The sequence below is a fragment of the Hydrobacter penzbergensis genome, from assembly GCF_900106985.1.
Classification (GTDB): Bacteria; Bacteroidota; Bacteroidia; order Chitinophagales; family Chitinophagaceae; genus Sediminibacterium; species Sediminibacterium magnilacihabitans.
This window is the reverse complement of sequence record NZ_FNNO01000021.1, coordinates 1-26649: the sequence shown is the minus strand read 5'-3', so window position 1 is coordinate 26649 and position 26649 is coordinate 1. Positions and strand designations below refer to the sequence as shown.

Annotated in this window: 30 protein-coding genes; 2 read left to right on the top strand and 28 right to left on the bottom strand. The window is 46.9% G+C overall.

Annotation, left to right across the window (positions count from 1 at the left end; all coding sequences use genetic code 11):
• Positions 1 to 81: 81 nt before the first annotated feature.
• Entirely contained in the window at positions 82 to 1983 is a 1902-nt protein-coding gene (gene rpsA / locus BLU98_RS16400; RefSeq protein WP_092726884.1) for a 30S ribosomal protein S1, read from the bottom strand.
• Positions 1984 to 2166: 183 nt separating this feature from the next.
• Between rpsA and BLU98_RS16395 the strand changes: the two genes are divergently transcribed.
• Positions 2167 to 2508, top strand: a complete 342-nt coding sequence (locus BLU98_RS16395) for a hypothetical protein (protein WP_092726881.1) — start codon at positions 2167 to 2169, stop codon at positions 2506 to 2508.
• 56 nt (positions 2509 to 2564) lie between these two features.
• Here BLU98_RS16395 and BLU98_RS16390 read toward each other — a convergent pair whose 3' ends face one another.
• From BLU98_RS16390 to rpsJ, 24 genes are all read right to left on the bottom strand, one after another.
• Positions 2565 to 3713, bottom strand: coding sequence for a BaiN/RdsA family NAD(P)/FAD-dependent oxidoreductase (locus tag BLU98_RS16390; RefSeq protein ID WP_371937964.1), 1149 nt, complete (start codon positions 3711 to 3713; stop codon positions 2565 to 2567).
• Positions 3714 to 3777: 64 nt separating this feature from the next.
• Positions 3778 to 4599 carry a type I methionyl aminopeptidase gene (gene map, locus BLU98_RS16385; protein WP_257575068.1) on the bottom strand — a complete coding sequence of 274 codons (822 nt, stop codon included), beginning with the start codon at positions 4597 to 4599 and terminating at the stop codon, positions 3778 to 3780.
• 62 nt (positions 4600 to 4661) lie between these two features.
• Complete coding sequence (gene secY / locus BLU98_RS16380; protein WP_092726876.1) at positions 4662 to 6008, bottom strand: preprotein translocase subunit SecY; 1347 nt, start codon at positions 6006 to 6008, stop codon at positions 4662 to 4664.
• Between the two features lie 76 nt (positions 6009 to 6084).
• Positions 6085 to 6534 carry a 50S ribosomal protein L15 gene (gene rplO / locus BLU98_RS16375; RefSeq protein WP_092726874.1) on the bottom strand — a complete coding sequence of 150 codons (450 nt, stop codon included), beginning with the start codon at positions 6532 to 6534 and terminating at the stop codon, positions 6085 to 6087.
• 139 nt (positions 6535 to 6673) lie between these two features.
• Positions 6674 to 6856, bottom strand: a complete 183-nt coding sequence (gene rpmD / locus BLU98_RS16370) for a 50S ribosomal protein L30 (protein WP_026773476.1) — start codon at positions 6854 to 6856, stop codon at positions 6674 to 6676.
• A gap of 17 nt (positions 6857 to 6873) precedes the next feature.
• Entirely contained in the window at positions 6874 to 7395 is a 522-nt protein-coding gene (rpsE, locus tag BLU98_RS16365) for a 30S ribosomal protein S5 (RefSeq protein WP_026770702.1), read from the bottom strand.
• A 29-nt stretch (positions 7396 to 7424) separates the two neighbouring features.
• The gene (gene rplR, locus BLU98_RS16360) at positions 7425 to 7775 is read right to left on the bottom strand and encodes a 50S ribosomal protein L18 (RefSeq protein ID WP_092726870.1); all 351 of its coding nucleotides are present in this window, start codon (positions 7773 to 7775) and stop codon (positions 7425 to 7427) included.
• A 48-nt stretch (positions 7776 to 7823) separates the two neighbouring features.
• Positions 7824 to 8378, bottom strand: coding sequence for a 50S ribosomal protein L6 (gene rplF / locus BLU98_RS16355; protein ID WP_092726866.1), 555 nt, complete (start codon positions 8376 to 8378; stop codon positions 7824 to 7826).
• A gap of 91 nt (positions 8379 to 8469) precedes the next feature.
• On the bottom strand, positions 8470 to 8868 hold the full coding sequence (rpsH, locus tag BLU98_RS16350; protein WP_026770705.1) for a 30S ribosomal protein S8: 399 nt from the start codon (positions 8866 to 8868) through the stop codon (positions 8470 to 8472).
• Positions 8869 to 8914: 46 nt separating this feature from the next.
• Positions 8915 to 9184: a 30S ribosomal protein S14 gene (rpsN, locus tag BLU98_RS16345; RefSeq protein ID WP_026770706.1), complete on the bottom strand. Its 270-nt coding sequence runs from the start codon at positions 9182 to 9184 to the stop codon at positions 8915 to 8917.
• 71 nt (positions 9185 to 9255) lie between these two features.
• Entirely contained in the window at positions 9256 to 9831 is a 576-nt protein-coding gene (gene rplE / locus BLU98_RS16340) for a 50S ribosomal protein L5 (RefSeq protein ID WP_092726863.1), read from the bottom strand.
• Positions 9831 to 10169: a 50S ribosomal protein L24 gene (rplX, locus tag BLU98_RS16335; RefSeq protein ID WP_026770708.1), complete on the bottom strand. Its 339-nt coding sequence runs from the start codon at positions 10167 to 10169 to the stop codon at positions 9831 to 9833. The genes rplE and rplX overlap by 1 nt, the downstream gene beginning before the upstream one ends.
• A gap of 113 nt (positions 10170 to 10282) precedes the next feature.
• Positions 10283 to 10651: a 50S ribosomal protein L14 gene (rplN, locus tag BLU98_RS16330; protein ID WP_026770709.1), complete on the bottom strand. Its 369-nt coding sequence runs from the start codon at positions 10649 to 10651 to the stop codon at positions 10283 to 10285.
• Between the two features lie 137 nt (positions 10652 to 10788).
• A complete protein-coding gene (gene rpsQ, locus BLU98_RS16325; protein WP_026770710.1) occupies positions 10789 to 11049 on the bottom strand; it encodes a 30S ribosomal protein S17 in 261 nt (86 codons plus the stop codon).
• Between the two features lie 16 nt (positions 11050 to 11065).
• Positions 11066 to 11278 (bottom strand): 50S ribosomal protein L29, encoded by a 213-nt coding sequence (gene rpmC / locus BLU98_RS16320; RefSeq protein ID WP_026770711.1) that lies wholly within the window; start codon positions 11276 to 11278, stop codon positions 11066 to 11068.
• Between the two features lie 15 nt (positions 11279 to 11293).
• On the bottom strand, positions 11294 to 11713 hold the full coding sequence (gene rplP / locus BLU98_RS16315; RefSeq protein WP_026770712.1) for a 50S ribosomal protein L16: 420 nt from the start codon (positions 11711 to 11713) through the stop codon (positions 11294 to 11296).
• 83 nt (positions 11714 to 11796) lie between these two features.
• Positions 11797 to 12609, bottom strand: a complete 813-nt coding sequence (rpsC, locus tag BLU98_RS16310; protein WP_092726858.1) for a 30S ribosomal protein S3 — start codon at positions 12607 to 12609, stop codon at positions 11797 to 11799.
• Positions 12610 to 12622: 13 nt separating this feature from the next.
• Positions 12623 to 12967, bottom strand: a complete 345-nt coding sequence (gene rplV, locus BLU98_RS16305) for a 50S ribosomal protein L22 (protein WP_026770714.1) — start codon at positions 12965 to 12967, stop codon at positions 12623 to 12625.
• Positions 12968 to 13051: 84 nt separating this feature from the next.
• Positions 13052 to 13321, bottom strand: coding sequence for a 30S ribosomal protein S19 (gene rpsS / locus BLU98_RS16300; protein ID WP_092726854.1), 270 nt, complete (start codon positions 13319 to 13321; stop codon positions 13052 to 13054).
• Between the two features lie 51 nt (positions 13322 to 13372).
• Positions 13373 to 14212, bottom strand: coding sequence for a 50S ribosomal protein L2 (gene rplB, locus BLU98_RS16295; RefSeq protein ID WP_026773480.1), 840 nt, complete (start codon positions 14210 to 14212; stop codon positions 13373 to 13375).
• Between the two features lie 45 nt (positions 14213 to 14257).
• Entirely contained in the window at positions 14258 to 14557 is a 300-nt protein-coding gene (gene rplW / locus BLU98_RS16290) for a 50S ribosomal protein L23 (protein WP_026770717.1), read from the bottom strand.
• 26 nt (positions 14558 to 14583) lie between these two features.
• Positions 14584 to 15222 (bottom strand): 50S ribosomal protein L4, encoded by a 639-nt coding sequence (gene rplD, locus BLU98_RS16285; protein ID WP_092726917.1) that lies wholly within the window; start codon positions 15220 to 15222, stop codon positions 14584 to 14586.
• 22 nt (positions 15223 to 15244) lie between these two features.
• Complete coding sequence (rplC, locus tag BLU98_RS16280) at positions 15245 to 15862, bottom strand: 50S ribosomal protein L3 (RefSeq protein WP_026773482.1); 618 nt, start codon at positions 15860 to 15862, stop codon at positions 15245 to 15247.
• A 225-nt stretch (positions 15863 to 16087) separates the two neighbouring features.
• Entirely contained in the window at positions 16088 to 16393 is a 306-nt protein-coding gene (rpsJ, locus tag BLU98_RS16275; protein WP_026770720.1) for a 30S ribosomal protein S10, read from the bottom strand.
• A gap of 330 nt (positions 16394 to 16723) precedes the next feature.
• Between rpsJ and BLU98_RS16270 the strand changes: the two genes are divergently transcribed.
• Positions 16724 to 19066, top strand: a complete 2343-nt coding sequence (locus BLU98_RS16270) for an O-antigen ligase family protein (RefSeq protein ID WP_257575065.1) — start codon at positions 16724 to 16726, stop codon at positions 19064 to 19066.
• An 83-nt stretch (positions 19067 to 19149) separates the two neighbouring features.
• Here BLU98_RS16270 and fusA read toward each other — a convergent pair whose 3' ends face one another.
• From fusA to BLU98_RS17930, 3 genes are all read right to left on the bottom strand, one after another.
• On the bottom strand, positions 19150 to 21300 hold the full coding sequence (fusA, locus tag BLU98_RS16265) for an elongation factor G (protein WP_092726848.1): 2151 nt from the start codon (positions 21298 to 21300) through the stop codon (positions 19150 to 19152).
• 193 nt (positions 21301 to 21493) lie between these two features.
• A complete protein-coding gene (locus tag BLU98_RS16260) occupies positions 21494 to 22198 on the bottom strand; it encodes an FKBP-type peptidyl-prolyl cis-trans isomerase (RefSeq protein ID WP_139173990.1) in 705 nt (234 codons plus the stop codon).
• 83 nt (positions 22199 to 22281) lie between these two features.
• A partial coding sequence (locus BLU98_RS17930) for a beta strand repeat-containing protein (RefSeq protein ID WP_257575064.1) occupies positions 22282 to 26649 on the bottom strand: 4368 nt, incomplete at its 5' end.

The following is a 26649-nucleotide window of genomic DNA, read 5'->3' as shown; positions in this document are numbered from 1 at the left end:
AAGCTGATTGCCAGGAGTCTGGCAGCAAAAAAGGTCCCGATAGGTATCGGAACCTTTTTTTCACTATTACAACGAAGACGGTTATTTGTTTTCGCCGCCTTCTCCTTCCTGCAATTTGGCTTTGATCTCTGCCAGGGCACCCAGGTCGCCCAGGGTGGCTTTTTCTACCTTGTTCTGGATAGTCTTCACAGCTTTCTTGGTCTTGTCAGACTCAACTCTGGCTTCTTTCTTAGCCGCTTCCTTCTCTTCTGCTATGTGCTGTTCCCAGATACGGGCATGGCTCAATACAATGCGTTTTTCGTTACGGTCGAACTCGATCACCATGAACTGGGCTGTTTCGTCGGCCTGCACTTGCTTGCCATCTTCTTTGTTCAGGTGGCGGTTAGGGGCAAAACCTTCCAGACCGTAGGGCAACTGTACCAGGGCTCCTTTTTCGTCCTTGCGGGTAACAGTTCCTTCATGGAGTGTGCCTACTGCGAAAGTATCTTCGAGGGCATTCCAGGGATCTTCTTCGAGTTGTTTATGTCCGAGCTGCAATTTGCGGTTCTCTTTATCGATGCTCAGGATGATCACGTCGATGGTCTCACCTACTTTGGTATAGTCTGTAGGATGAGCGAAACGCTTCAGCCAGCTGAGGTCGCTGATGTGGATCATACCGCCGATACCGGGCTCGAGTTCAACGAACACACCGTAAGGCGTGATGTTCTTCACCAGTCCTTTGTGTTTGCTTCCTTCGGGGAATTTGGTTTCGATGGTATTCCATGGATCCTGGCTCATTTGTTTGATGCTCAGGCTCATCTTGCGTGCATCTTTATCGAGGGTAACCACTTTGGCTTCGTATTCATCTCCCAACTTGAAGAATTCCTTCGCGTTGATAGGCGTATTCGCCCAGGTGATCTCAGATACGTGCACCAGGCCTTCTACGCCGGGCTGGATTTCCAGGAATGCACCGTAATCTTCGATGTTCACCACTTTACCTTTTACTACAGAACCTTCTGCCAGTCCTTCAGGCAGCACATCCCAAGGATGCGGAGTCAGTTGTTTCAGACCCAGGCTGATACGTTTTTTGTCGTCGTCGAAATCCAGTACCACCACCTGCAGTTTCTGGTCCATCTTCACCACTTCGCTCGGGTGAGAGATACGGCCCCATGAAATATCGGTGATGTAGAGCAGACCGTCGAGACCTCCGAGGTCCATGAACGCACCGAAATCGGTGATGTTCTTCACCACACCTTCCAGTACCTGGCCTTTTTCGAGTTTACTCATGATCTCTGCACGCTGTGCTTCGATATCGCTTTCGATCAGGGCTTTGTGAGATACTACGGCGTTCTTGATGGCTTCGTTGATCTTCACCACTTTGAACTCCATGGTCTTTCCTACAAACTGATCATAATCGGTAACAGGTTTAACGTCGATCTGTGAACCGGGCAGGAAGGTTTCCATGCCGAATACATCCACGATCAGACCACCTTTGGTTTTGCTGGTAACAGTACCGGTGATCACTTCACCGGTCTTATGTACTTCAACGATCCTCTCCCATGCGCGGAAGATACGTGCTGACTTGCGGCTCAGGTGCAGGTTACCGTTGCGGTCTTCTTTTTCAACCACCATCACTTCCACCTCATCGCCAATTTTCAGGCCCTGGATGTCGCGGAATTCGTTCAGTGATACCAGTCCGTCACTTTTAAAACCGATGTTGATCACAACATCTGTTTTAGTCAGGGCTACTACGCCACCTCTCACGATCTCACCATCTTCGATCTGAACAAAAGTGTTGTCGTACACTTTGTCGTACTTTACGCGGTCGGCTTCAGCATAATGACTCACATTGCGTTTGTCGATGCTCCAGTCGAAATCATCATGCGCTGTTTCTACAACAGGCGCTTCTACAGGTGCATTTGTTGTCGCAGTAGGAACTGCTGCCTCTGAGGCGGCTGCATTCTCCTGTGCATCTGCGTTTAATTGTTTGTTAATCAAGTTCATATCAAATATCCCGATGCTTTTATTCGGGGCGGCAAAGTTACATAAAAAAAAGCTGGAAATGGAAGTTTTTAGCTAACTCATTGACTACAGGATACTTGAGGCATTAAAATTTATGATTTTGAATGCTGCTTTTTTCCTTATCTTACTTAGCATTTTAAACCCTAATCTAAAATTAAAGCTACTATGAAAAAACTCCTCCTGGCCATGCTGGTTTTCGTTGGTATGGCATCTGTTGCTGTTGCCCAGACCAAAAAAGACGACAAGGCGAAAGAAAAAACTGCCGCTACTGCCAAAGCGCCTGGCCATACCAAGGCCGATGGCACACCCGATATGCGCTATAAAGAAAACAAAGGAAAAGAAGCAGCAGCTCCTGCACACACCAAAAAAGACGGTACTCCTGACATGCGCTATAAAGAAAACAAGGGAAAAGAAGTAGCTGCTCCCGGACATACCAAAAAGGACGGTACTCCCGACAAGCGTTTCAAAGAGAATAAAGAAGATAAGACTAAGAAAAAAGCAGCATAGCCCTCAGCGAAATTCTCCCCAAATAGAGAATGCCGCCTGTATCCCTGGCGGCATTTTTATTTTGCAATGGCTGTTGCCGCTATCCACCCGCTGGTCCAGGCATGCTGAAAATTAAAACCACCGGTAATACCATCTACATCCATCACTTCCCCGGCAAAGAACAGTCCAGGCCGCAGGCGGCTCTGCATGGTATTGGCATCGATCTCGGCCAGACGAACACCCCCGCAGGTCACGAATTCTTCTTTGAAAGTTGTTTTTCCCTGTACTTCGAATACATGTGCAGTCAGGTGCTTCATCAACTGGTTTTGTTCTTTTGCAGGTAGGTCCGACCAGCGCAGATCTGGTTGGATGCCACTCGCAGTAAGCAGGAAAAGCCATAGACGCCCGGGCAAGCCAAACGGATTTTTATTACCTATCCTCTGTGCAGCATGTTCGTTGCGGATGAAGGCCCATGCCTCCCGTAAGCTTTGCTCATGATATTCAGGCATCCAATTGACCAATAAAGTAAATCTGTAGTTGCGTTCGGCCAATTCGCGCGCGCCCCAGGCCGACAAGCGCAGGATGGCCGGGCCGCTCATGCCCCAATGCGTGATCAGCAACGGCCCCTCTTCTGCCAGCCGGGTACCGGTTATTTTTACGAGTGCTCTATCAACGCTCACCCCCATCAGCGCAGTAATGGGATTGCCCGGCATGTTGAAGGTAAAAAGTGAAGGAACCGGTTCTTCAATACTATGTCCGAGTGCACGCAACCATTGAAACATGGCAGATTTAGGATAGCCGCCCGTTGCCACACAAACAAAATCGGCCCCAAACTGTTCGCGGTTCGTATTAAGCAGGAAACCCTTTTCCAATGGATCCACCATTGTTACTTCTGTGTGCATGCGGATTTCCACTCCATAACGGTCCGCTTCGCGCAGCAGGCAGTCGATGATGGATTGTGATTGATCGGTTACCGGGAACATTCTTCCATCGGCTTCGGTCTTCAATGCCACACCCCGTTCGGCAAACCACTGAATGGTATCTTGTGTATAGAACCAGTGAAATGTTTTTTTTAGGAAGTTTTGCCCTCGAGGGTATTTCTTCACCAACCCCGGTATTTCAAAACAGGCATGCGTGGTATTGCATCGCCCGCCTCCGCTGACCTTTACTTTGGAAAGCAGTTTGTTGGTTTTTTCCAGCAGGGTTACTTTCAGCGCCGGATTCATGCGGGCCGCATTCACCGCGCAGAAAAAACCTGCGGCGCCTCCGCCTATGACTACTAAATGGGGTTTAATAATAGCTGGTATTCAGGTTGGGATTTGCTTTTTCAGCTGCTTCGATGATGCTGTAATCAGATAAGATCAGGGCTTTATCTCTCTTCACACAAACATCGTGTTCAAAATGAACCGAAGGTTTGCCGTCTTGTGTTTTTACCGTCCATCCGTCATCTTCTGTATATACATCTTTGGTGCCCATATTGATCATGGGCTCAATAGCAAGTACGAGGTTTTCTTTCATACGGGGACCGTTGCCACGCTTGCCGTAATTGGGCACTTGCGGGTCTTCGTGCAGGTCCTTGCCGAGACCGTGCCCTACGAGTTCGCGCACCACACCATATCCGTATTTTTTTTCGGTATGCTCCTGTATGGCATAAGCGATATCTCCTATACGGTTATTGGCAACGGCTTTTTCTATCCCTTTGTATAAAGATTCTTTGGTTACGCGCACGAGTTGCAGTACTTCTGCGCTCACTTCGCCCAGTATAAAAGTATAGGCATGATCTCCATGCCAGCCATTCAATATCACACCCATATCTACTGAAACAATATCGCCGTCTTTCAAAGGCGTGTTATTGGGAAAACCGTGTACCACTACATCGTTCACTGAAGTGCACACAGAATAAGGATACCCGCGGTAATTATAAAAAGAGGCGATGGCTTTATGGTCTTTCACGAAAGTAGCGCAGATCTCGTCGATCTGCAAGGTAGTCATACCCGGTTTCAGTACTTTGGCCACTTCCGTCAACGTTTTGCTGACCAGCGTAGCTGATTCTTTCATCAAAGCGACTTCTGCTTCTGTTTTATGGATCATCATGTTATTTCTTCTCGTCATTCAAAAAAAAGAACCTGCCAAATAAGGCAGGTTCGCAAAGTTCGCTATTATTTTCTTAAATCTTAAATAGTAGTGGTAGAAACTGTCTGCCTGCCCTGCACGCGACCGCCTTTCATGAGGCCGTCGTACTGGCGCATGAGCAAATGTGTTTCGATCTGCTGAAGCGTATCGAGGATCACACCTACCATGATAAGCAGTGAAGTACCTCCGAAGAAAGTGCTGAAGCCCTGTGTAACATGCAGCCTTTGTGCAAAGCCGGGCAGGATACCTACGAAAGCCAGGAAGATAGCGCCGGGCAGGGTGATCTTATCCATGATGGATCCGATATAATCTGCTGTGGGCTGTCCGGGTTTCACACCGGGTATGAATCCATTGTTCCTCTTCAGGTCTTCTGCGATCTGCTTGGGGTTAAAGATCAAAGCAGTGTACAGGAACGTGAATCCGATCACCATCACCGCATAAATAACCATGTACCATGCGTTGCTGTGGTCGTTGAATATTTTTACAATGCCTTGTGCCGAATCGATATTGGTGAATGAAACCAATGTAGGCAGGAACATGATGGCCTGTGCAAAGATGATGGGCATTACACCTGCACTGTTCACTTTTACCGGCAGGAACTGGCGGGCGCCACCGAACTGGCGGTTACCGATGATCTGCTTGGCATAATTTACAGGTATTTTGCGAACACCCTGTACGAGGATGATCAGTCCCATGATGATGGTAATGAGGATGGCGATCTCTATGAGGAACACCAGCAATCCGCCACCACCTCTTTCGCCTTTGGCGCTGAACTCCTGTATCACCGATTGGGGAAACCTCGAAAGGATACCCACCATGATAATGATGGAAGTACCATTACCCAATCCTTTGTCCTGGATCTTCTCACCCAGCCACATCACGAACAGGGTACCTGCTGTGAGGGTTACTACGGTAGAGAACCAGAAGAAAGGTTTATAAGCAGGCAGGATGGCTTCTGCGTATCCGGGGCTGTTCAGGTAAGCCACATAAGCGCCGGCCTGGAACAGGGTTACGATTACAGTAAGGTAGCGGGTCCATTGGTTGATCTTTTTACGGCCGCTCTCTCCTTCTTTCTGAACTTTCTGCAGTTGCGGAACCAGGATGGTCATCAACTGCATGAAGATAGAAGCGGAGATATAGGGCATGATACCCAATGCCAATATGGAGGCCTGGGAGAAACCACCACCGGCGAACATATCGAAGATACCCAGCAATCCTGTGCTTTTGGCCGCTTTTTGTGCAGCTTCGATCCCGTTCGGATCGAGGCCCGGCAATACGATGTGGTTGCCGAAACGGTAAGTGAGTACCAGTGCCAGGGTAACAACGATCTTGTTACGCAGGTCTTCAATGGCCCAGATATTCTTTAATGTCTGCAATAATTTTTTCACTTGAATCTGTTGAAAGCGTTAATACTTGAAAGCCAAAAGACGCACCTTCCGATGCGCCTGGCAAATTACGGTAAAATTACTTTACAATTTCAAGGCTTCCGCCTGCAGCTTCAATAGCAGATTTTGCTTTTTCGCTTGCAGCGTTTACTTTGAAACTGAGTTTTGCTTTCAGTTCACCATTGGCCAATACCTTTACTTTGTCGGTACGGCTGATCAAGCCATTGATATAGAGATTTTCCAGTGAGACTTCTGTAAAACCGTATTTTTCTGCCAGTTGCTCGATCTGACCCAGGTTGAATACTTTGAATTCAACGCGGTTGTTATTCTTGAATCCGCGTTTGGGGATACGGCGCTGGATAGGCATCTGACCACCTTCGTGTGCCATTTTGCTTTTATAACCTGCACGGCTTTGTCCACCTTTGTTACCTTTTGTTGAAGTACCACCTTTACCGGATGCTTCACCACGTCCTAAACGTTTTTCCCTGTGTGTTGCGCCTTCTGCGGGCTTGAGCGTGTGTAATTTCATTTTGTGTTGATTTTGAACTTTACGGGGAATCACCCCTCGCGATTTTATTTAATGCCTCAATTGCTCAATGGGCTTTTCTTATTCCCCATGTTGAAACATGGGGCTAAAAGGAATGAGCCATCGAGCAATTGTGTAATTGTTATTTTACTTCTTCTACTTTTACCAGGTGGTTAACTTTATTAACCATGCCCAGTATCTGCGGAGTAGCTTCCACTTCTTTTGAAGCGTTCAGCTTATTCAGGCCCAAAGCAACCAGTGTTTGTTTCTGGCGTTCCGATCTGTCGATGCCGCTTTTTACCTGTGTGATCTTAATCTTTTTCATATCCCAAAGAGGTTGATTTATCCGTTAAATACTTTGCTCAGCTTCACTGTGCGTTGCTTGGCCACTGCTACCGGCTCCCTTAACAGGCCCAGTGCTTTGATAGTAGCTTTTACCACGTTGTGCGGGTTTGCAGAACCCAGGCTCTTTGCCAGTACGTCTGTGATACCTGCACTTTCCAGTACGGCACGCATGCTGCCTCCTGCGATCACACCCGCACCATGAGCTGCCGGCTTGATCAATACCTTGGCTGCACCTTCTTTCGCCCACTGGTCGTGAGGAATGGTTCCGTGCATCACGGGTACTTTTACCAGGTTCTTCTTGGCATCTTCAATACCTTTTGTGATGGCTTCCTGCACTTCTTTGGCTTTACCCAGGCCTTGTCCAACGATTCCGTTTTCATTTCCTACCACCACCAGGGCTGAGAAGCTGAAAGTACGACCACCTTTGGTGGTTTTCACCACGCGGTTAATGGCAACTACTTTTTCTTTGAGTTCCATATCGCCACCGGCTTTCACCTTATTTACGTTTATTTTAGACATCTATCTAACGATTAATTGTTGTTAGCAAATTAGAATTGAAGACCTCCTTCCCTTGCACCGTCGGCAACGGATTTCACGCGGCCATGGTACAGGTTACCACCCCTGTCGAATACGCAGGATGTCAGTCCCAGCGCTGTTGCTTTTTTAGCAATAGCTGCTCCAACCAGTTTGGCTTTTTCGCTCTTGGTACCTTTCTGTGCAGCGATCTCTTTATCTTTTGAAGAAGCTGCCGCCAGTGTTACACCAGTCACGTCGTCGATCATTTGAGCATAGATCTCAGCATTGCTCCTGAATACGGCCAGGCGCGGACTCTGTGCAGTACCTGACACCTTTTTACGGATGCGGTATCTGATCTTCTGCCTTTTGATTAATTTACTCATCTTGTTTTATTTGCAACCCCCGATTCGGCCGGCGGTCAGTTAACAGTTTTATTTACCTGCTGCTTTACCAGCTTTTCTTCTCAGTACCTCATCAGTGTACTTAACACCTTTTCCTTTGTAAGGCTCAGGCTTACGTAAGCTGCGCAGTTTGGCAGCTACCTGTCCCAACAATTGTTTATCGGTACCCTCGATCGTGATCTTGGGGTTCTGTCCTTTTTCAGTTACAGTAGTCACTTTCAGTTCTTTGGGAACTTCGAAAATGATATTGTGTGAGTAACCCAGGGCCAGGTCGAGCAGGTTACCGGTGTTGGCGGCTTTATAACCCACACCCACCAGTTCCAGTTCTTTCTTGAATCCTTCGGTTACACCTTTCACCAGGTTGGCGATCAATGCGCGGTACAGACCGTGCATAGCGCGGTGACGGATCTGGTCGGTAGGGCGTGTGAAAGTTACCTGTCCGTCGTTCACTGTAACAGTGATATCGCGGTCGATGCTTTCTTTCAGTTCTCCTTTAGGTCCTTTTACGGTAACCACATTATCGCTACCTACAGTAACCGTAACCCCTGCGGGCAATTTAACCGGTTGTTTTCCAATACGTGACATAGTCGTTTAGCTTTTTATTGTTGTTCTGAATATTCCGGCCCGTGTTCTGCTCCGACTAAAAGCATAATTGTCAGACCGGACAATACCTTATTTAAGAAACGTAGCAAAGTACTTCGCCACCAACATTTTCAGCTTTCGCCTGTTTGTCGGTCAGTACACCCTTGGATGTGCTCAGGATAGCGATACCCAGTCCGTTGATCACGCGTTTGATCTCGGTAGGTTTTGCATACTGGCGCAAACCGGGACGGCTTACCCTTTCCAGGGAGCGGATAGCAGGTTGCTTGGTAGCAGGATCGTATTTCAATGCGATCTTGATCAGGCCCTGTTTGTTATCGTCCTCGAATTTGTACTTCAGGATATAACCCTGTTCGTACAGGATCTCTGTCATACGCTTCTTGAGGTTGGATGCAGGGATCTCTACCAGCCTGTGGCCAGCCATTTGGGCGTTACGAATCCTCGTTAAGAAGTCTGCTATAGGATCAGTTACCATGTTTATTTGAATTAAGTCTGTTCACAATTTTATTACTACAACCAGATTACCAGCTTGCTTTTTTCACACCTGGTATCTTGCCATTCAGTGCCATATCACGGAAGATCACCCTTGAAAGGCCAAAGTACCTCATGTAACCTTTGGGACGTCCGGTCAGTTGGCAACGGTTTTTCAAACGAACGGGTGATGCATTCTTAGGAAGCTTGTCCAGGGCTGCATAGTCACCTGCTGCTTTCAGGGCCGCACGCTTCTCAGCATACTGGGCCACCAATGCTTCACGCTTTCTTTGTCTGGCTTTTACTGATTCTTTTGCCATAGTTTTTGAAATTCTTGTGTTTATAAGCTAAAAACCAATTGTTTGAATATTAGTCTTCAGACTTTCAGTTTTTAATTATTGTCTTTTTTAGCTCCTTTAAAAGGCATACCCAGTTCTTTCAGCAACTCATATGCTTCTTCGTTGCTGTTGGCAGAGGTAACAAAAGTGATATCCAGTCCTGTGATCTTGTTCACCTTATCGATGTCAATCTCAGGGAAGATGATCTGCTCTGTTACGCCCAGGGTATAGTTACCACGGCCATCGAAAGCTTTATCGCTGATGCCTTTGAAGTCGCGTACGCGCGGCAGGGCAACAGATACCAGCCTGTCGAGGAATTCGTACATTTTCTCGCCTCTCAGTGTAACGCGTGCGCCGATGGGCATGCCTTTACGCAGTTTGAAGTTTGAAATGTCTTTTTTAGACACGGTAGGAACTGCTTTCTGACCAGTGATCATGTTCAGTTCTTCCACAGCGATATCAACCAGTTTCTTATCGGTCACTGCTCCGTTCACACCACGGTTGATACAAATTTTTTCCAGTTTAGGAGCCTGCATTACAGTTTTGTAAGCAAACTTCTTCATTAAAGCAGGTATCACTTCTTTTGTGTACTTGTCTGCTAATCTCGGAGTGTATTTTACAGTACTCATTACTTGATTACCTCCCCTGATTTTTTAGATATACGAACTAATTTACCATTCTCCCTGGTACGTTTTACTTTGGTAGCGGCGCCAGCTTTTGCATCCCATACCATTACATTACTGATGTTGATGGGGGCCTCTACTTTTACAATACCACCCTTTGTGTTCTGAGCAGAAGGCTTGGTATGTTTGGTTACGATATTCACGCCTTCCACTACTACACGGCCTTTGTCTACGATCACTTCCAACACCTTGCGGGGCTTTTTCAAGTCCTTGTCATCGCCGGTAATCACCACTACGGTATCACCTTTCTTGATGTTGAATTTGGGTTTAAATCTTGTACTCATTTTTTTGTGCTTAAAGCTTAATGCTAAACGCTAAACGCTTAGCTTAATTTTATTTATCTTATTACACTTCCAACTTCCTGCATTTTGCATTCAGCCTTCAGCGTTTTGCGTTCTTACAAAACTTCCGGAGCCAGTGAAATGATCTTCATATAACCTTTATCACGCAATTCTCTCGCTACTGGTCCGAATATACGCGTACCACGGGGCTCGTCTGAGTTGTTCAACAATACCACCGCATTGTCGTCGAAGCGGATATAAGATCCGTCTTTACGACGCAGTTTGTTTTTGGTACGTACGATTACCGCTTTGGAAACAGTACCTTTTTTGATACCGCCTGCGGGAATGGCATCTTTTACAGTCACCACAATCTTATCGCCTACTTTGGCATAATCCTGTCCGCTGTTGCCCAGCACCTTGATACAAAGTACTTCTTTGGCACCACTGTTATCAGCTACGTTGAGTCTGCTTTCTTGCTGAATCATTGTTTTTCTTTTTCTTTTTCTTTCCTCTTTGCCCCGGACTTAAGTCCGGGGCAAAGAGGAAAGAAAATTGATGAATTTATTTTTCAGAGGCTGGGACCGGAAGCGGTTTGCTTGCAGCCTGCAGCTTGAAGCCAATATTACTTGGCTTTTTCTACCACTTCTACCAGTCTCCAGCGCTTTGTTTTGCTCAGGGGACGAGTTTCCATGATCTTTACGGTGTCACCAATTCCGCACTCACTTTTTTCGTCGTGTGCATGGAATTTGGTGGTTTTCTTTACGAACTTACCATAGATGGGGTGCTTTACTTTTCTTTCCACCGCTACAGTAATGGTCTTATCCATTTTGTCGCTGGTTACTACCCCGATCCTTGTTTTACGTAAATTTCTTACTTCAGCCATTGTTTTAAATTTATGGTTAGATACCCATTTCTTTTTTCTTCAGTTCCGTTTTCAGGCGGGCGATATCCCTGCGCAGACCGCGGATGTTCATCGGATTTTCCAGGGGAGAGATCGCGTGGGCGAACTCCAATTTTTTCAGCCGCAGCTGGTCTTCCTGGATCCTTGCTTTCAGATCTGTTGCGTTCAGATCTTTCAGGCTCTTGTTGAATTCTTGTGTTTTCTTTGCCATCTTTTATTCAATTTATTATGCCTGGAAATCCCTTCTAACAACGAATTTGGTTTTGATGGGCAGCTTCTGTGCAGCCAGCTCCATCGCTTCTTTAGCAGTCTCAGGTGTTACACCATCGCATTCGAAGATGATACGTCCTGGTTCCACCACAGCAGCCCAGAATTCAGGGTTACCTTTACCTTTACCCATCCTTACCTCCAGGGGCTTACGGGTAATGATCTTATCAGGAAATACGCGGATCCACACATTACCCTCACGCTTCATGGCGCGGGTCATGGCCTGACGGGCTGATTCGATCTGACGGTTGGTCAGCCAGATGGGTTCCAGCGCCTTCAGTGCAAAAGAACCGAATGAAATGGAAGTGCCACGCTTGGCTACTTCGCGTATGCGTCCTTTCTGCTGTTTCCTATGTTTGCTTCTTTTAGGCTGTAACATTTGTTATAATTTGAAAATTTCTCAATTGCTCAATGGCGCAATTCATTTTTATTGAGCCATCGCGCCATTTGCACATTGCGCTATTAGTTTCTGCGATCTCTTCCTCCGCCACGGTTATCTCTCCTGTCTCCACCACCTCTGCGATCACCGCCTCTATCTCCACCACCTCTCCTGTCATCACGCCTGTCGTGTCCATGATGGCCGCCATCCCTTCTCTCACTCATATCGTTCTTACCGCCAACGAAGTTGGGGTTCAGTTCGCGCTGTCCGAGTACTTCTCCTTTGCAGATCCATACTTTGATACCGATCTTACCGTATACGGTTTGTGCAAACACGTTGGCATAGTCGATATCCATACGGAATGTGTGCAGGGGAACACGTCCTTGTTTGAACTCTTCGGTACGTGCGATCTCAGCACCGCCCAAACGTCCGGCTACCTTCACTTTGATACCTTCTGCACCCATGCGGAGTGTAGAGGCGATGGCCATTTTGATGGCGCGTTTGAAGTTGATACGGTTTTCGATCTGCTTGGCGATGGTATCACCAACGATGTTGGCGTCCAGCTCGGGGCGGCGGATCTCCAGGATGTTGATCTGCACATCATCCTTACCTGTCAGCTTTTTCAACTCTTCTTTGATACGGTCTACCTCATTACCACCTTTACCGATAATGATACCGGGCTTGGAGGTATGGATGGTAACGATCAGCTTACCCAAGGTACGCTCGATGACAATTTTGGCAATACCGCCCTTGTTGATACGGGCGTTGAGGTAAGTACGGATCTTATGATCCTCGATCAACTTGGATGCGTAGTCTTTCTTGCTACCATACCAGTTGCTCTCCCATCCGCGGATGATACCTAACCTGTTACCAATTGGATTTGCTTTCTGACCCATATAATGGTTTCAATTAATTTTTAGAATCTACGATTAATGTTACATGATTGCTGCGCTTACGAACACGGTAGCCACGGCCCTGAGGTGCCGGACGCATGCGTTTCAAAACACGGCCGCCATCTACGAAAACGGTTTTTACTACCAGTCCGCTGTCTGCCGCACTGGCACCATTGTTCTTCTGCTCCCAGTTGCTGATGGCGCTCTTCAGCAGTTTCGCCAACGGCACTGCATTGTGCTGCGGGTGATGCTCCAGGATAGCCAATGCCTTCTCCACTTCCATTCCACGGATCACATCGGCCAGCAAACGCATCTTGCGCGGCCCTGTTGGATAATTGTTCAGTTTAGCTACTGCTTCCATTTCTTAAATTTGATAATTTGACAATCAGACAATTTGATAATGAAATTTATAAGTGTCAAATTGCCGAATTTACTTATTGACTAATTATTTCTTAGTTCCTGCGTGTCCTTTGAAGTTACGGGTAGGGGCGAATTCACCTAATTTGTGTCCCACCATAAATTCTGTTACATACACCGGGATGAACTTGTTTCCATTGTGCACAGCGAATGTGTGCCCAACGAAATCAGGTGAAATGGTGCTGCGACGGCTCCAGGTTTTGATTACACCTTTCTTGGATTTGCCATCATTCATAGCTACCACTTTGCCTTCCAGGCTGGCGGCTATATAAGGACCTTTTTTAATCGAACGACCCATAATTGTTTTTGTTTACTGGTCTATTAGTTTATTGATTGATCAGCTTCGTAATTACTTAGCTAATTTTTTCCCGTCTCTGCGCTGGATGATCAGCTTATCGCTGCCTTTTCCTTTGGTGCGCGTTTTCTCTCCTTTTGCATACTTACCTGTTCTGCTGCGCGGGTGACCTCCGGAAGCCCTTCCTTCACCACCACCCATTGGGTGATCTACAGGGTTCATGGCTACACCACGTACACGCGGACGAACACCTTTCCAACGGTTCTTACCCGCTTTACCGGCTGTTTCCAGGTTATGGTCGCTGTTAGAAACTACCCCTACGGTAGCATAACAGTTGATCAATACTTTTCTCAACTCACCCGAAGGCATTTTCAATACAGCGTATTTTTCTTCCTTGTTCGCCAGTTGTGCTGAAGAACCTGCGCTTCTTACCAGCTTTCCACCCTGACCCGGCTGCAACTCAATGTTGTGGATCATGGTACCCAGCGGCATGTTTTTCATCAGCAGTGCGTTACCGATCTCGGGAGCTGCTTCGTCGCCGGAGATCACGGTAGTACCTACCTGCAAGCCCTGGGGAGCGATGATATACCTTTTCTCGCCATCTGCATATTGCAGCAAAGCGATGAATGCAGTACGGTTTGGATCGTATTCAATGGTTGCTACGGTAGCAGCAACATCTTTTTTATCCCTTTTGAAATCAACGATACGGTAGTGATGTTTGTGTCCACCACCTTTGTAACGCATGGAACGACGGCCTTGCACATTGCGACCGGCAGTGCTTTTCTGAGGCTCCAACAGGCTCTTTTCGGGCTTGTCGGTAGTGAGTTCAGCATAGGCATTACCAATTCTCCAGCGTGTTCCGGCGGTCATTGGTTTGTACTTCTTCAGTGCCATTTTTCTTCTTTTTTAATGCGGATTTTTCAGCTCCGCTGCTATAATTTAAATGTTTGCGTACAGGTCTATTGTCTCTCCTTCTGCTACAGTTACCAGCGCTTTCTTATAAGCCTGTTTCATCCCCTGGATAAAACCTGCTTTTGTATAGCGGGTTTTGTTTTTACCAGGCACTACTGCAGTGTTCACGTCTATCACCGTTACACCATAAAACGATTCGATCGCTTTTTTGATCTCCAGTTTGTTGGCCTTGCGATTCACTTTGAAAGCATACCTTCTCAGTTTTTCCTGCTGGGCATTGGCTTTCTCGGTCAGGATCGGCTTGATTAAAATTTCATTCTGTTTCATATATCTTAAGTTGAAACGTTCTTAAATTAAGCTACGGTCTCGGTTTCGTTCTCAGCAAATATCTTGGCAGTGTTTTCTGTGAGTACCAGTACATCTGCATTCATGATCTCGTAAGTGTTGATGTCTGACAACAGGGTGCTGTCGAGATTGGGCACGTTACGGGTGCTGAGATACAGGTTGTCGTTGTACTCGGGTAATATCACCAGCGTTTTCTTATCAGCCACCTTCAGGTTCTTCATCACTTCTACCACTTGCTTGGTCCTGGGTGCATCGAGCTGGATATCTTCCACAATTACAATCGCATTTTCTTTTGCCTTATGGCTCAGTGCAGAGATCTTGGCCAGGTCTTTCACCTTACGGTTCAGTTTGAAATCGTAAGCATGCGGCTTGGGTCCGAAGATGGTACCACCACCCTTGTATAAAGGGTTGCGGATATTACCCTTACGGGAGCCACCGGTACCTTTTTGCTTGTGCAGCTTGCGGCTGGCACCCTGCACTTCGGCACGGGTCTTCACTTTGTGTGTACCCTGACGGCCTGCAGCCAGGTATTGTTTTACAGCCAGGTAGATCACATGATCGTTTGGCTCGATACCGAAAATCTCAGCCGGTAATTCTACCGTTCTGCCGGTCTTCTGTCCTTTTATATTTAATACATCTACTTGCATGATCATTCTTGTTAAAGTGTGATTACTTCTGGATTAAAACGATGGAACCGTTATGGCCAGGAACCGATCCGCTGATCAGGATATAATTCTTTTCAGGGAATATCTTTACCACTTTCAGGCCTTTCATTTTCACCCTGTCGCCACCCATGCGGCCGGCCATCCTCATTCCCTTGAATACGCGGGAAGGATAAGATGATCCACCCACAGATCCGGGAGCGCGCTGGCGGTCGTGCTGACCGTGAGATGCTTCACCCACACCAGAGAATCCATGGCGTTTCACAACACCCTGGAAACCTTTACCCTTGGTGGTGCCTACCACTTCAACAGTTTCGCCTTCGGCAAAAATGTCTACGGTGATGGCTTCACCCAATGCTTTTTCTATGGAATAATTGCGGAATTCTTTTACGAACTTCTTAGGAGCGGTCTGAGCTTTAGAGAAGTGATTGATCTCAGCCTGGTTGGAATGTTTCTCCTTTTTGTCGCCAAATGCCAGCTGTAATGCTGTGTAGCCGTCAGACTCTGAAGTCTTGACTTGTGTTACGGTACATGGACCAGCTTCGATGATGGTGCAGGCTGTCTGCTTTCCATCAGCGGCAAAGATGCTGGTCATCCCGATCTTTTTACCAATAATACCTTTCATCGTTTTGCGGTTTATGCCCCGCAAGGTTATGAGGACATCCCACCGATGAAGCGGGATTCAATCCTTGTTTCTGCCGACCTTTTCCATTGTTTTCCCAAACCTGGTTCGGGAAGAGGAAGTACCGGAAGCAAACAAACCTCGAAGGGCCTGTTTATATGTAATTTATTTTGATCAGAGCTGCTTTCTCCCGTTGAACAGGATTGGCAGATGATTATGTTTAAGAACTTACGCCTTGATCTCTACCTCAACACCAGAAGGCAGGTCCAGTTTGCTCAGCGCATCTACAGTCCTGGAAGAGGAAGTGTAGATATCCAGTAAACGCTTGTGTGTAGCCAGTTGGAACTGCTCACGGCTCTTCTTGTTTACGTGGGGTGAACGGAGAACAGTGAAAATCCTTTTGTGTGTGGGCAAAGGAATTGGACCTGTTACTACGGCACCTGTGCTGCGTACTGTTTTTACGATCTTCTCGGCAGATTTATCTACCAGGTTGTGATCGTAAGACTGCAATTTGATTCTGATTCGTTGAGACATAGTCGAAACCCAATTTTCGTATTGGGGTTGCAAAGGTATGGAGTTGATACTGAATGGGCAAGAAATTTCAAAAGAATTTTTATCATATACAGGCTAAATCCTTCTATGGCCGTATTTCAATGCCCAGGTATCCTTCAATGTTTCAAAAATAATCTGACTATCAAACAGTTAGATGTAATACCATGAAAAATATTAATTTCACGTCAATTTGATAATATGGCTACTCAAAACCATACCATGCGCTCTCATACTGCCCCCCCAGTATCAACCCCCCTCCCTTTCAAAGAAATACGCGATGGCGGTCTTCTGCTTCTATGCTGTGTTCTTTATATGGCTGTACACTTTATTCCTAATCTTGGCGGGTACGATGTCATGGGTAGTCAATGGTTTTACCTGGCATTGCTGGACTTTGTAGCCGCCATTTTCATCCTGCTTAATAAAAGCGATTACAAGGCTGGCGCCCGGCGTATTTTCAGCGACCGTTTCACGCATTTATACATGGCATTGGTGTTACTGGCAGGTTTGTCAATCTTTGCCGCGATCAACAAAACAGAAATGCTGGTTTGCTACGTACGCCTGGTCACTACAGTCGTTGCTTTTCTTAACCTGTCTGTTCTGCTCAACAACCGTGTTCATTTATTCGGTCTGATTGCCCAGGTGGTTTCGATGGTGTTGCTGTTGGAGTCCTTATATGCTCTCTATACATTCTTTCAAGGGATCAGCAGCGTGAAACTGGATACGCTGATCCTTAGCCTGAAAAGCAATACCGGCAACAAAAATATTTTTGCGGCCAGCCTGGTAGTAAAGGTTCCTTTTGCGCTTTATTGTATTTATACACAGAAAATATCCGGGAGGATTCTCAACCTGGCTGCCCTTTTCCTGGGAATACTGTCTATTTTCATCGTAAATGCACGTTCTTCTTATGTTGGCCTGTTGTTGGTAGCCGGTATTTATATCGCATTTTGCCTGCTTAGTTTTCGGAAAGACAAAAGAAAAGAGTTGCTGCTCTACCGTGCCGCTTATTTACTGCTCCCATTACTCATTGCCCTCTTTTGTGCAAACATGATCCTTACAAGCGCCCAAAGTTTCCAGGATGAAAAAGGCGGATATGGCACTGTAACCGAACGACTCGGCACGATTGGCCTTACCAATGATGCATCCAATTATCGTTTTGCTCTTTGGAGACATGCTATCGACTACAGCAAGCACCACCCGTTGATGGGATGCGGGTTCGGCAACTGGAAGCTGGCTTCCATACCTTACGAAAAGGAATACATCGACGACCTGAACGTTCCCGCACATTCGCATAATGATTTTCTTGAAACAACAGCTGAACTGGGACTAGCGGGAGGCATGCTATTGCTTGCCTTGTTCGTAGTGCTTATTGTATATACTGTCCGGACCTTACGCAGCAATGCCGATAATCATGTGAAGCTGGCGGCTGTATTCTCGTTGCTTGCACTGGCGGGCTATTTTGTAGACGCTGCATTGAATTTCCCTGGCGAGCGTCCCGTAATGCAGGTGTTTTTTGCGCTGATTACGGCGTTGAATGTAACGGCTTTTAACAAAAGCCGGGAATCTGCTGCTTCCGGCCAGGCACAGGCTGTAGAGACTTCCCAGGATACCAACGCAATACCCCCCAGTACTTCGTATGCGCTCTTTACCATGCTTGCCATGCTTCCTGTGATCAATCTAACTTTTCTCACCTATCAATCTTTGCGTGCCCAATTGGTTGTTTTACCCGATCTGGATAATGAGGCGTTGACATTACCTCTGAACCAGGTCAGTCATATTTTCCCTTCTATTCCCAATCTGACCTCTACTGGCCAACCCATTGATGCCATAGTGGGAAGGTATTTTTATGAGAACAAGCAATACGAGCAGGCCATTCAATTGTTCGATAAAGGGTCCAAAGCCAATCCTTATATTTTTTACAGCGACTTCATGAAAGCCGATGTTTATTATGTAAGGAATCAGGTAGACAGTGCTTACAAATACGCAACCATTGCCTATTACAACAGGCCTCGGGCAAAAACTTATTATCAGACATTGATTGCAGTCTGCGCCAAAAAGAAAGATACCGCTGCTATCAATAAAGCATTCTTTACCTATACCCGGTATCGGCGACTTCAGCCTTTTGGCTGGAATATGTACTTGATGGGTACTTTGAATGTTTTGCAAAAAGGCACTAAAGAGTTGCTGTCAATGGCTGATAGCGCTCTTCGTCTTTTCCCGCAGGATCCGGATTTACTTGTAAGGCGACAGGAAATCATCAATAGCATGGGCATTCCTACCAATGGGTTCCAGGTTCCCCCCAATTTACAGTCTACTTATCAGCAATTACAGGCTGCTGGCAAAGATGCATTCGGAAGGAACGATTTCAATAATGCTGCCCTCTATTTCGTTAAGGCTGCCAGTATTTCTTCAGAAGATTACAGTAATAATGAAAATGCCGCTATCAGTTACTTCAATATGAAAGAGTATGCCAAATCCATTGTGTATTTCGATAAAGTAATCGAATCGAAAAAGGCATCCGACGGCAAATCAGAATTCTTCAAAGGTGCTGCATTGATCAATTTGGGTAAAAAAGCAGAAGGTTGTGCCCTGTTACAGGCCGCAAAGGCTAAAGGTTATCAGGCAGCGGAAGCCATCATCCGCAGTAATTGTGGTTAATAGCCATTCTTCATTGTTTAAATAAAACTAATAAGGCTGCCTCTTGATGAGGCAACCTTATTATATACTCGAAAAGATAACGCTTAGTCTTCGATCTTCACTTTACCCTTGCTCTTCGCGATCACTTCTTCAGCGATGTTGTTCGGAGCAGGTGAATAGTGGCTGAACTCCATGGTAGAGGTAGCGCGGCCAGATGACAGTGAACGCAGTTGGGTTACATAACCGAACATTTCGCTCAGGGGCACTTTAGCCTTGATTACCTGCAGGTTGGCACGGCTGTCCATACCTTCCAGCATACCACGGCGGCGGTTCAGGTCACCTGTTACATCTCCCATGTACTGATCGGGTGTCAATACTTCTACTTTCATGATAGGCTCGAGCAGTGTGGGCTTGGCTTTACGGCCGGCTTCACGGAAACCTGCACGGGCACACAATTCGAAGCTCATCGCATCAGAGTCCACATCGTGGTAACTTCCGTCAAATACCCTCACTTTCATGTTGTTTACAGGGTAGCCTGCCAGTACACCGGTTGTCATGGCTGTTTCAAAGCCCTTGGTGATGGCCGGAACGAATTCTTTGGGGATAGATCCGCCGAAGAGGTCGTTTACGAACTGGAAATGCTTGCCTTCGTTTTCTTTCATCCACTCTTCATCGGCTGGTCCGATTGAGAACTGGATATCGGCGAACTTACCACGTCCACCCGACTGCTTCTTCAGCACTTCACGGTGTTCGATAGTGGTTCCGAATGCTTCTTTATAAGCCACCTGGGGTGCACCCTGGTTCACTTCTACTTTGAATTCACGGCGCATACGGTCGATGATGATCTCCAGGTGCAGCTCTCCCATTCCACGGAGGATGGTCTGACCGGTATCTTCATCGGTATTCACACGCAGGGTGGGATCTTCTTCCACCAGTTTGGCAATGGCCATACCCATTTTGTCTACGTCGGCCTGGGTCTTGGGTTCAACCGCGATGGCGATTACCGGCTCGGGGATGAACATATTTTCCAGGGTGATGGGATGGTCTTCATCGCAAAGGGTATCTCCGGTTTTGATCTCTTTGAAACCTACTGCCGCAGCGATATCTCCCGCTTCGATAAAATCGATGGGGTTTTGCTTGTTAGCAAACATTTTCATGATACGGCTGATACGCTCTTTCTTTCCGCTGCGCACGTTCAATACATAAGAACCTGCATCGAGGTGTCCGCTGTAACAACGGAAGAAGGCCAGACGTCCTACGAAAGGATCGGTCATGATCTTGAAAGCGAGGGCCGCGAAAGGTTCTTTCGGATCGGCTTTACGGGTGATGTGTTCGCCTGTATCGGGGTCGGTACCTACGGTATCTTCGATATCTACAGGTGAAGGCAGGTAGCGGCAAACCGCATCCAGCGCTGTTTGTACGCCTTTATTTTTGAAAGAAGAACCGCACATCATAGGAACGATGCTCAGGTCGATCGTTGCTTTACGGATCGCTTCGTGCATTTCCTCTTCGGTGATGCTGTTGGGGTCTTCGAAAAATTTCTCCATCAGTCCTTCATCGTATTCTGCTACTGCTTCTACGAGGTTCTGCCTCCATTCATTGGCTTCTTCGATCATATCTGCAGGAACAGGGATCTCATCGAAAGTCATGCCTTCTGTTTCCATGTGCCAGATGATCCCTTTCATTTTGATCAGGTCTACCACGCCTTTGAAATCGTCTTCAGCACCGATGGGAAGTTGCAAAGGCACGGCTTTGGCGCCCAGCATTTCCTTCACCTGTTTTACCACGTTGAGGAAGTCGGCACCGGAACGGTCCATTTTGTTTACGAAACCAATACGGGGAACTTTGTAACGGTTGGCCTGGCGCCACACGGTTTCTGACTGGGGCTCAACGCCATCCACAGCAGAGAACAGGGCGATCAGACCGTCCAGTACGCGCATGGAACGCTCTACCTCTACGGTAAAGTCCACGTGGCCCGGAGTATCGATGATATTGAAATAATATTTTTTGGTTTCTGGAGTGGCTTTACCCAGTACGGTGGGGAAGTTCCACTGGCAGCTTACGGCCGCAGAAGTAATGGTGATACCTCTTTCTTTTTCCTGCTCCATCCAGTCGGTGGTAGCGGCGCCATCGTGCACCTCACCGATCTTGTGGATCATACCGGTGTAGCGCAGGATACGCTCTGTGGTGGTGGTTTTACCGGCATCGATGTGCGCGGCAATACCGAAGTTGCGTTGAAATTTCAAGTCAGCCATAAAGTGTTTAGTTATTTTTTCGAGCGGCAAAGGTAATCATTCTGGTGATTTCACAATAGTGTGCCGATTAAATTATAGTGTCCCGTCACTTATTTCCCGGCTGGTCGCTACCCAGGGCCAATTCGTCTGCTATTCATGCCTGATCCGGCTCCTATCCGACCATAGTTCGATGTTAGTTGGGCTTATCCACATTTTATAGGGTGGCTTTTTTGCTGACTGCCAACAGTTCCACTTCCAAAATCAAAGCACTGTTAGGGGGGATGAGGGTGGTTCCTTTATCGCCATAAGCCAGGATTGCAGGAATGAATAATTGCCATTTGGATCCTTCGCGCATCATTTGTAAAGCATCATTCAAACCCGTGAAAAAACTGGTTGTTGTTGCGGCAAACGGCTTATGGGCATGATAGGTGTCTTCCACTACTGTTCCGTTGAGCAGTTTGGCATTCAAATGTATTAAAATGGAATCTGTATCAACTGGATGTGGTCCTTTCCCGGCCTTCAGGATCACATAGCTCACTCCATTGGGTAATTTGCCTACTCCGGGTCTGTCGCGCAGGATGGCAAATAACTGCTGCTCCTGTTTAACAGACCGTTCTTTTTGCAGGGTTCTTTGATAAGCAGCAACAGCAGGACCGATGATTGAATCTGGTACTGCGCGGGGATGATTTTGAAACATATCATTCATCCCTTTCGAGAACAAGGCTGGATTATTGATCACAAATCCATTGCCATTTACCCATTGTGCTATGAATGCTCCCAATATGTATTGCATCGAATCAGAAGCAGAGTTCAGTTTTATCCTGACAGATGGAGCTGGTTCCTTTCCTGGATGCTTTTGTGTAAAGCCATTCAGAAAAAAGAGCAGCCCCATCATGGTTATCGTCAACTTTTTTATCAAACTGATCGTTTTAACTACTCAATTTACATCTTAATTTGCAGGCAGCACATACATTACATCTTGTGAATTATTAAGACCTGCACTTAGTAACAACTGATCGTTTCCAAGCCGGCAGTAATTGATGTAACCTGACAATATACTGTTCTGGTTACAGGTCCCAGATATCCGGCGGAATTTGCAATAGTAACACCAGTACCTGGTAACAATGTAATGGTTCCAGTTCCGTTATAGGAAACAACAAATCTAAACACATCCCCGACAACCGCAGAAGGCAAAGCCTGCACCAATCCCGTTGCTCCTTGTGCAGTAGGCATAGTAAGTGTTTCATTAAGATTACTAGTTATAAGAAATATGCCTGCATCCAGGATTTGCGTAACGGTAGGTGTAATGCTAGTTATTGCTGTAACTGCCAATATGGACTCGGCATTGAGTATCCGGCTGCTTCCGAAACGGATGCCATTTCCGTTATTTGTTCCCGATGCACCGATTGATATGATATTGGTACCCAAGCCTGTGGGGGCTGTTGTTCCGATATTGATGGTATTTCCACCCGCCACAGTGGCTGTGCCTGTTCCTATATTGATCTGGTTAACTACTGATATACCTCCACCGGCGATGTTCACGGTAGCTGCCCCGGTACCAGCTGCAATATTGATCGTTTGCGCAGCGGAGGAAGATCCCACTGTAATGGCGCCCGTTCCGGCAGATGCACCGATTACAATAGTGCCAGTAGTTTGGGGAGTCAATGTGATAGCTCCTGTTCCATTACCGCCCTGAATAATGGTTGTGTTGACCAGGTTGGTATTGCTGCCAATCGTAACAGCCATTGCTCCGGCAGTATTCACTCCCGAGCCGATATTAATAGTGTTATTAGCGGCACTCGCGCCTGCTCCGATATTGATGGTTTGAGCAACTGTATTGGCACCATTCCCTATGGAAATCGTATTGCCATTCGTGCCATTGGCAATATTCACAGTAGAAGCCCCACCTCCAGTGCCCAGGTTCAGTGTCTGGCTTCCAGACGAAGAGCCTAATGTAATTGCTCCCGTTTGTGCAGTACCTCCTATTGTAATGGTTCCTGTTGTGGTTGAAGCTCCCATTGTATATATTGAAGAAGTCACACCATCGAGTGAATAATTACCCGTACCCACTGCCATCATAATGGAGTTGGCACCTGTAGCTGTTCCGATTGATGCGGAACCGGTTACGGTAAGACTATTCAATGTACCTACACTCGTGATGTTCGGCTGAGCTGCTGTGGTCAGTGTACCGCTAATGTTTGTTGCTGTCAATGTACCCACCCCGCTTAAGTTCGTGATACTTGCATTGGTCGCCGTCAAATTACCCAGTGTACCCACACTCGTGATATTCGGCTGAGTAGCTGTGGTCAATGTACCGCTGATATTGGTAGCTGTCAATGTACCCACTCCGCTTAAGTTCGTGATATTGGCGGTAGTAATCGTGGCATTCGTCGCTGTCAGATTACCCAGTGTACCCACACTGGTGATGTTGGGCTGAGCAGCTGTGGTCAGTGTACCACTGATGTTTGTTGCTGTCAACGTATTTAATCCACTCAGATTCGTAATGATCGCATTCGTCGCTGTCAGATTACCCAAGGTACCCACACTGGTAATATTCGGTTGGGCAGCTGTCGTCAGTGTACCACTAATATTCGTTGCTGTCAATGTACCCACTCCACTTAAGTTCGTGATATTGGCCGTAGTGATCGTCGCATTCGTCGCTGTCAGATTATCCAGTATTCCCACACTGGTGATGTTCGGTTGAGCAGCTGTAGTCAGTGTACCACTGATATTGGTAGCTGTTAACGTACCCACTCCACTTAAGTTCGTGATATTGGCAGTAGTGATCGTGGCATTCGTCGCTGTCAGATTACCCAGTGTACCTACACTGGTAATATTCGGTTGGGCGGCTGTCGTTAGTGTACCACTAATGTTTGTTGCTGTAAGGGTGCTCAGACCACTCAGGTTTGTGATGCTTGCGTTCGTCGCTGTCAGATTACCCAGTGTTCCCACACTGGTGATATTCGGTTGAGCAGCTGTAGTCAATGTACCACTGATATTGGTGGCTGTTAACGTACCCACTCCACTTAAGTTCGTGATATTGGCAGTAGTGATCGTGGCATTCGTCGCTGTCAGATTACCCAGTGTTCCCACACTGGTGATATTGGGCTGAGCAGCTGTAGTCAATGTACCACTGATGTTGGTGGCTGTCAATGTACCCACTCCGCTTAAGTTCGTGATATTGGCCGTAGTGATCGTGGCATTCGTCGCTGTCAGATTACCCAAGGTACCCACACTGGTGATATTGGGCTGAGCAGCTGTCGTTAGTGTACCACTAATGTTTGTTGCTGTTAACGTATTTAATCCGCTCAGGTTCGTGATACTTGCATTCGTCGCTGTCAGATTACCCAGTGTACCTACACTGGTGATATTGGGCTGAGCAACTGTAGTCAGTGTACCACTGATGTTCGTTGCTGTTAACGTATTTAATCCACTCAGATTCGTAATGCTCGCATTCGTCGCTGTTAGATTACCCAAGGTACCCACACTGGTAATATTGGGTTGAGCGGCTGTAGTCAATGTACCACTGATATTTGTTGCAGTAAGCGTATTTAATCCACTTAGGTTCGTGATATTGGCAGTAGTAATCGTCGCATTGGTTGCTGTCAGATTACCCAGTGTACCTACACTGGTAATGTTCGGTTGAGCAGCTGTAGTCAATGTACCACTGATGTTGGTGGCTGTCAATGTATTTAATCCGCTCAGATTCGTAATGCTCGCATTCGTCGCTGTCAGATTACCCAGTGTTCCCACACTGGTGATATTGGGCTGAGCGGCTGTAATCAATGTACCACTAATGTTTGTTGCTGTTAACGTATTTAATCCACTCAGATTCGTAATGCTTGCGTTCGTCGCTGTCAGATTACCCAGTATTCCCACACTGGTGATGCTCGGTTGAGCGGCTGTAGTCAATGTACCACTGATGTTGGTGGCTGTCAATGTACCCACCCCGCTTAAGTTCGTGATATTGGCCGTAGTGATCGTCGCATTCGTCGCTGTCAGATTACCCAAGGTACCCACACTGGTAATATTGGGTTGAGCGGCTGTGGTCAATGTACCACTGATGTTGGTAGCTGTCAATGTATTTAATCCACTCAGGTTCGTGATACTTGCATTGGTCGCTGTCAGATTACCCAGTGTTCCCACACTGGTGATGTTCGGTTGGGCGGCTGTGGTCAGTGTACCACTGATATTGGTGGCTGTCAATGTACCCACTCCGCTTAAGTTCGTGATATTGGCCGTAGTGATCGTCGCTTTCGTCGCTGTCAGATTACCCAGTGTACCCACACTGGTGATATTGGGTTGAGCAGCTGTAGTCAATGTACCACTGATGTTGGTGGCTGTCAATGTATTTAATCCACTCAGGTTCGTAATGCTCGCATTGGTCGCTGTCAGATTACCCAAGGTACCCACACTGGTGATGTTCGGTTGAGCGGCTGTGGTCAATGTACCACTGATATTGGTGGCTGTCAATGTACCCACTCCACTTAAGTTCGTGATATTGGCCGTAGTAATCGTCGCATTGGTTGCTGTCAGATTACCCAGTGTTCCTACACTGGTAATATTGGGTTGAGCGGCTGTAGTCAATGTACCACTTATATTCGTTGCAGTAAGCGTATTTAATCCACTCAGGTTCGTGATACTTGCATTGGTCGCCGTCAGATTACCCAAGGTACCCACACTGGTGATGTTCGGTTGGGCAGCTGTAGTCAATGTACCACTAATGTTTGTTGCTGTCAATGTACCCACTCCGCTTAAGTTCGTGATATTGGCCGTAGTGATCGTCGCATTGGTCGCTGTCAGATTACCCAGTGTACCTACACTGGTAATATTGGGTTGAGCAGCTGTAGTCAATGTACCACTGATGTTGGTGGCTGTCAATGTACCCACTCCGCTTAAGTTCGTGATATTGGCCGTAGTGATCGTCGCTTTCGTCGCTGTCAGATTACCCAGTGTACCCACACTGGTGATGTTCGGTTGAGCGGCTGTGGTCAATGTACCGCTGATATTGGTGGCTGTCAATGTACTTAATCCACTCAGGTTCGTAATGCTCGCTTTCGTCGCTGTCAGATTACCCAGTGTACCCACACTGGTAATGTTCGGTTGAGCAGCTGTCGTTAGTGTACCGCTAATGTTTGTTGCTGTCAATGTACCCACTCCGCTTAAGTTCGTGATATTGGCGGTAGTGATCGTGGCATTCGTCGCTGTCAGATTACCCAGTGTTCCCACACTGGTAATGTTCGGTTGAGCAGCTGTCGTTAGTGTACCGCTGATATTGGTGGCTGTCAATGTACCCACTCCGCTTAAGTTCGTGATATTGGCCGTAGTGATCGTCGCTTTCGTCGCTGTCAGATTACCCAGTGTACCCAC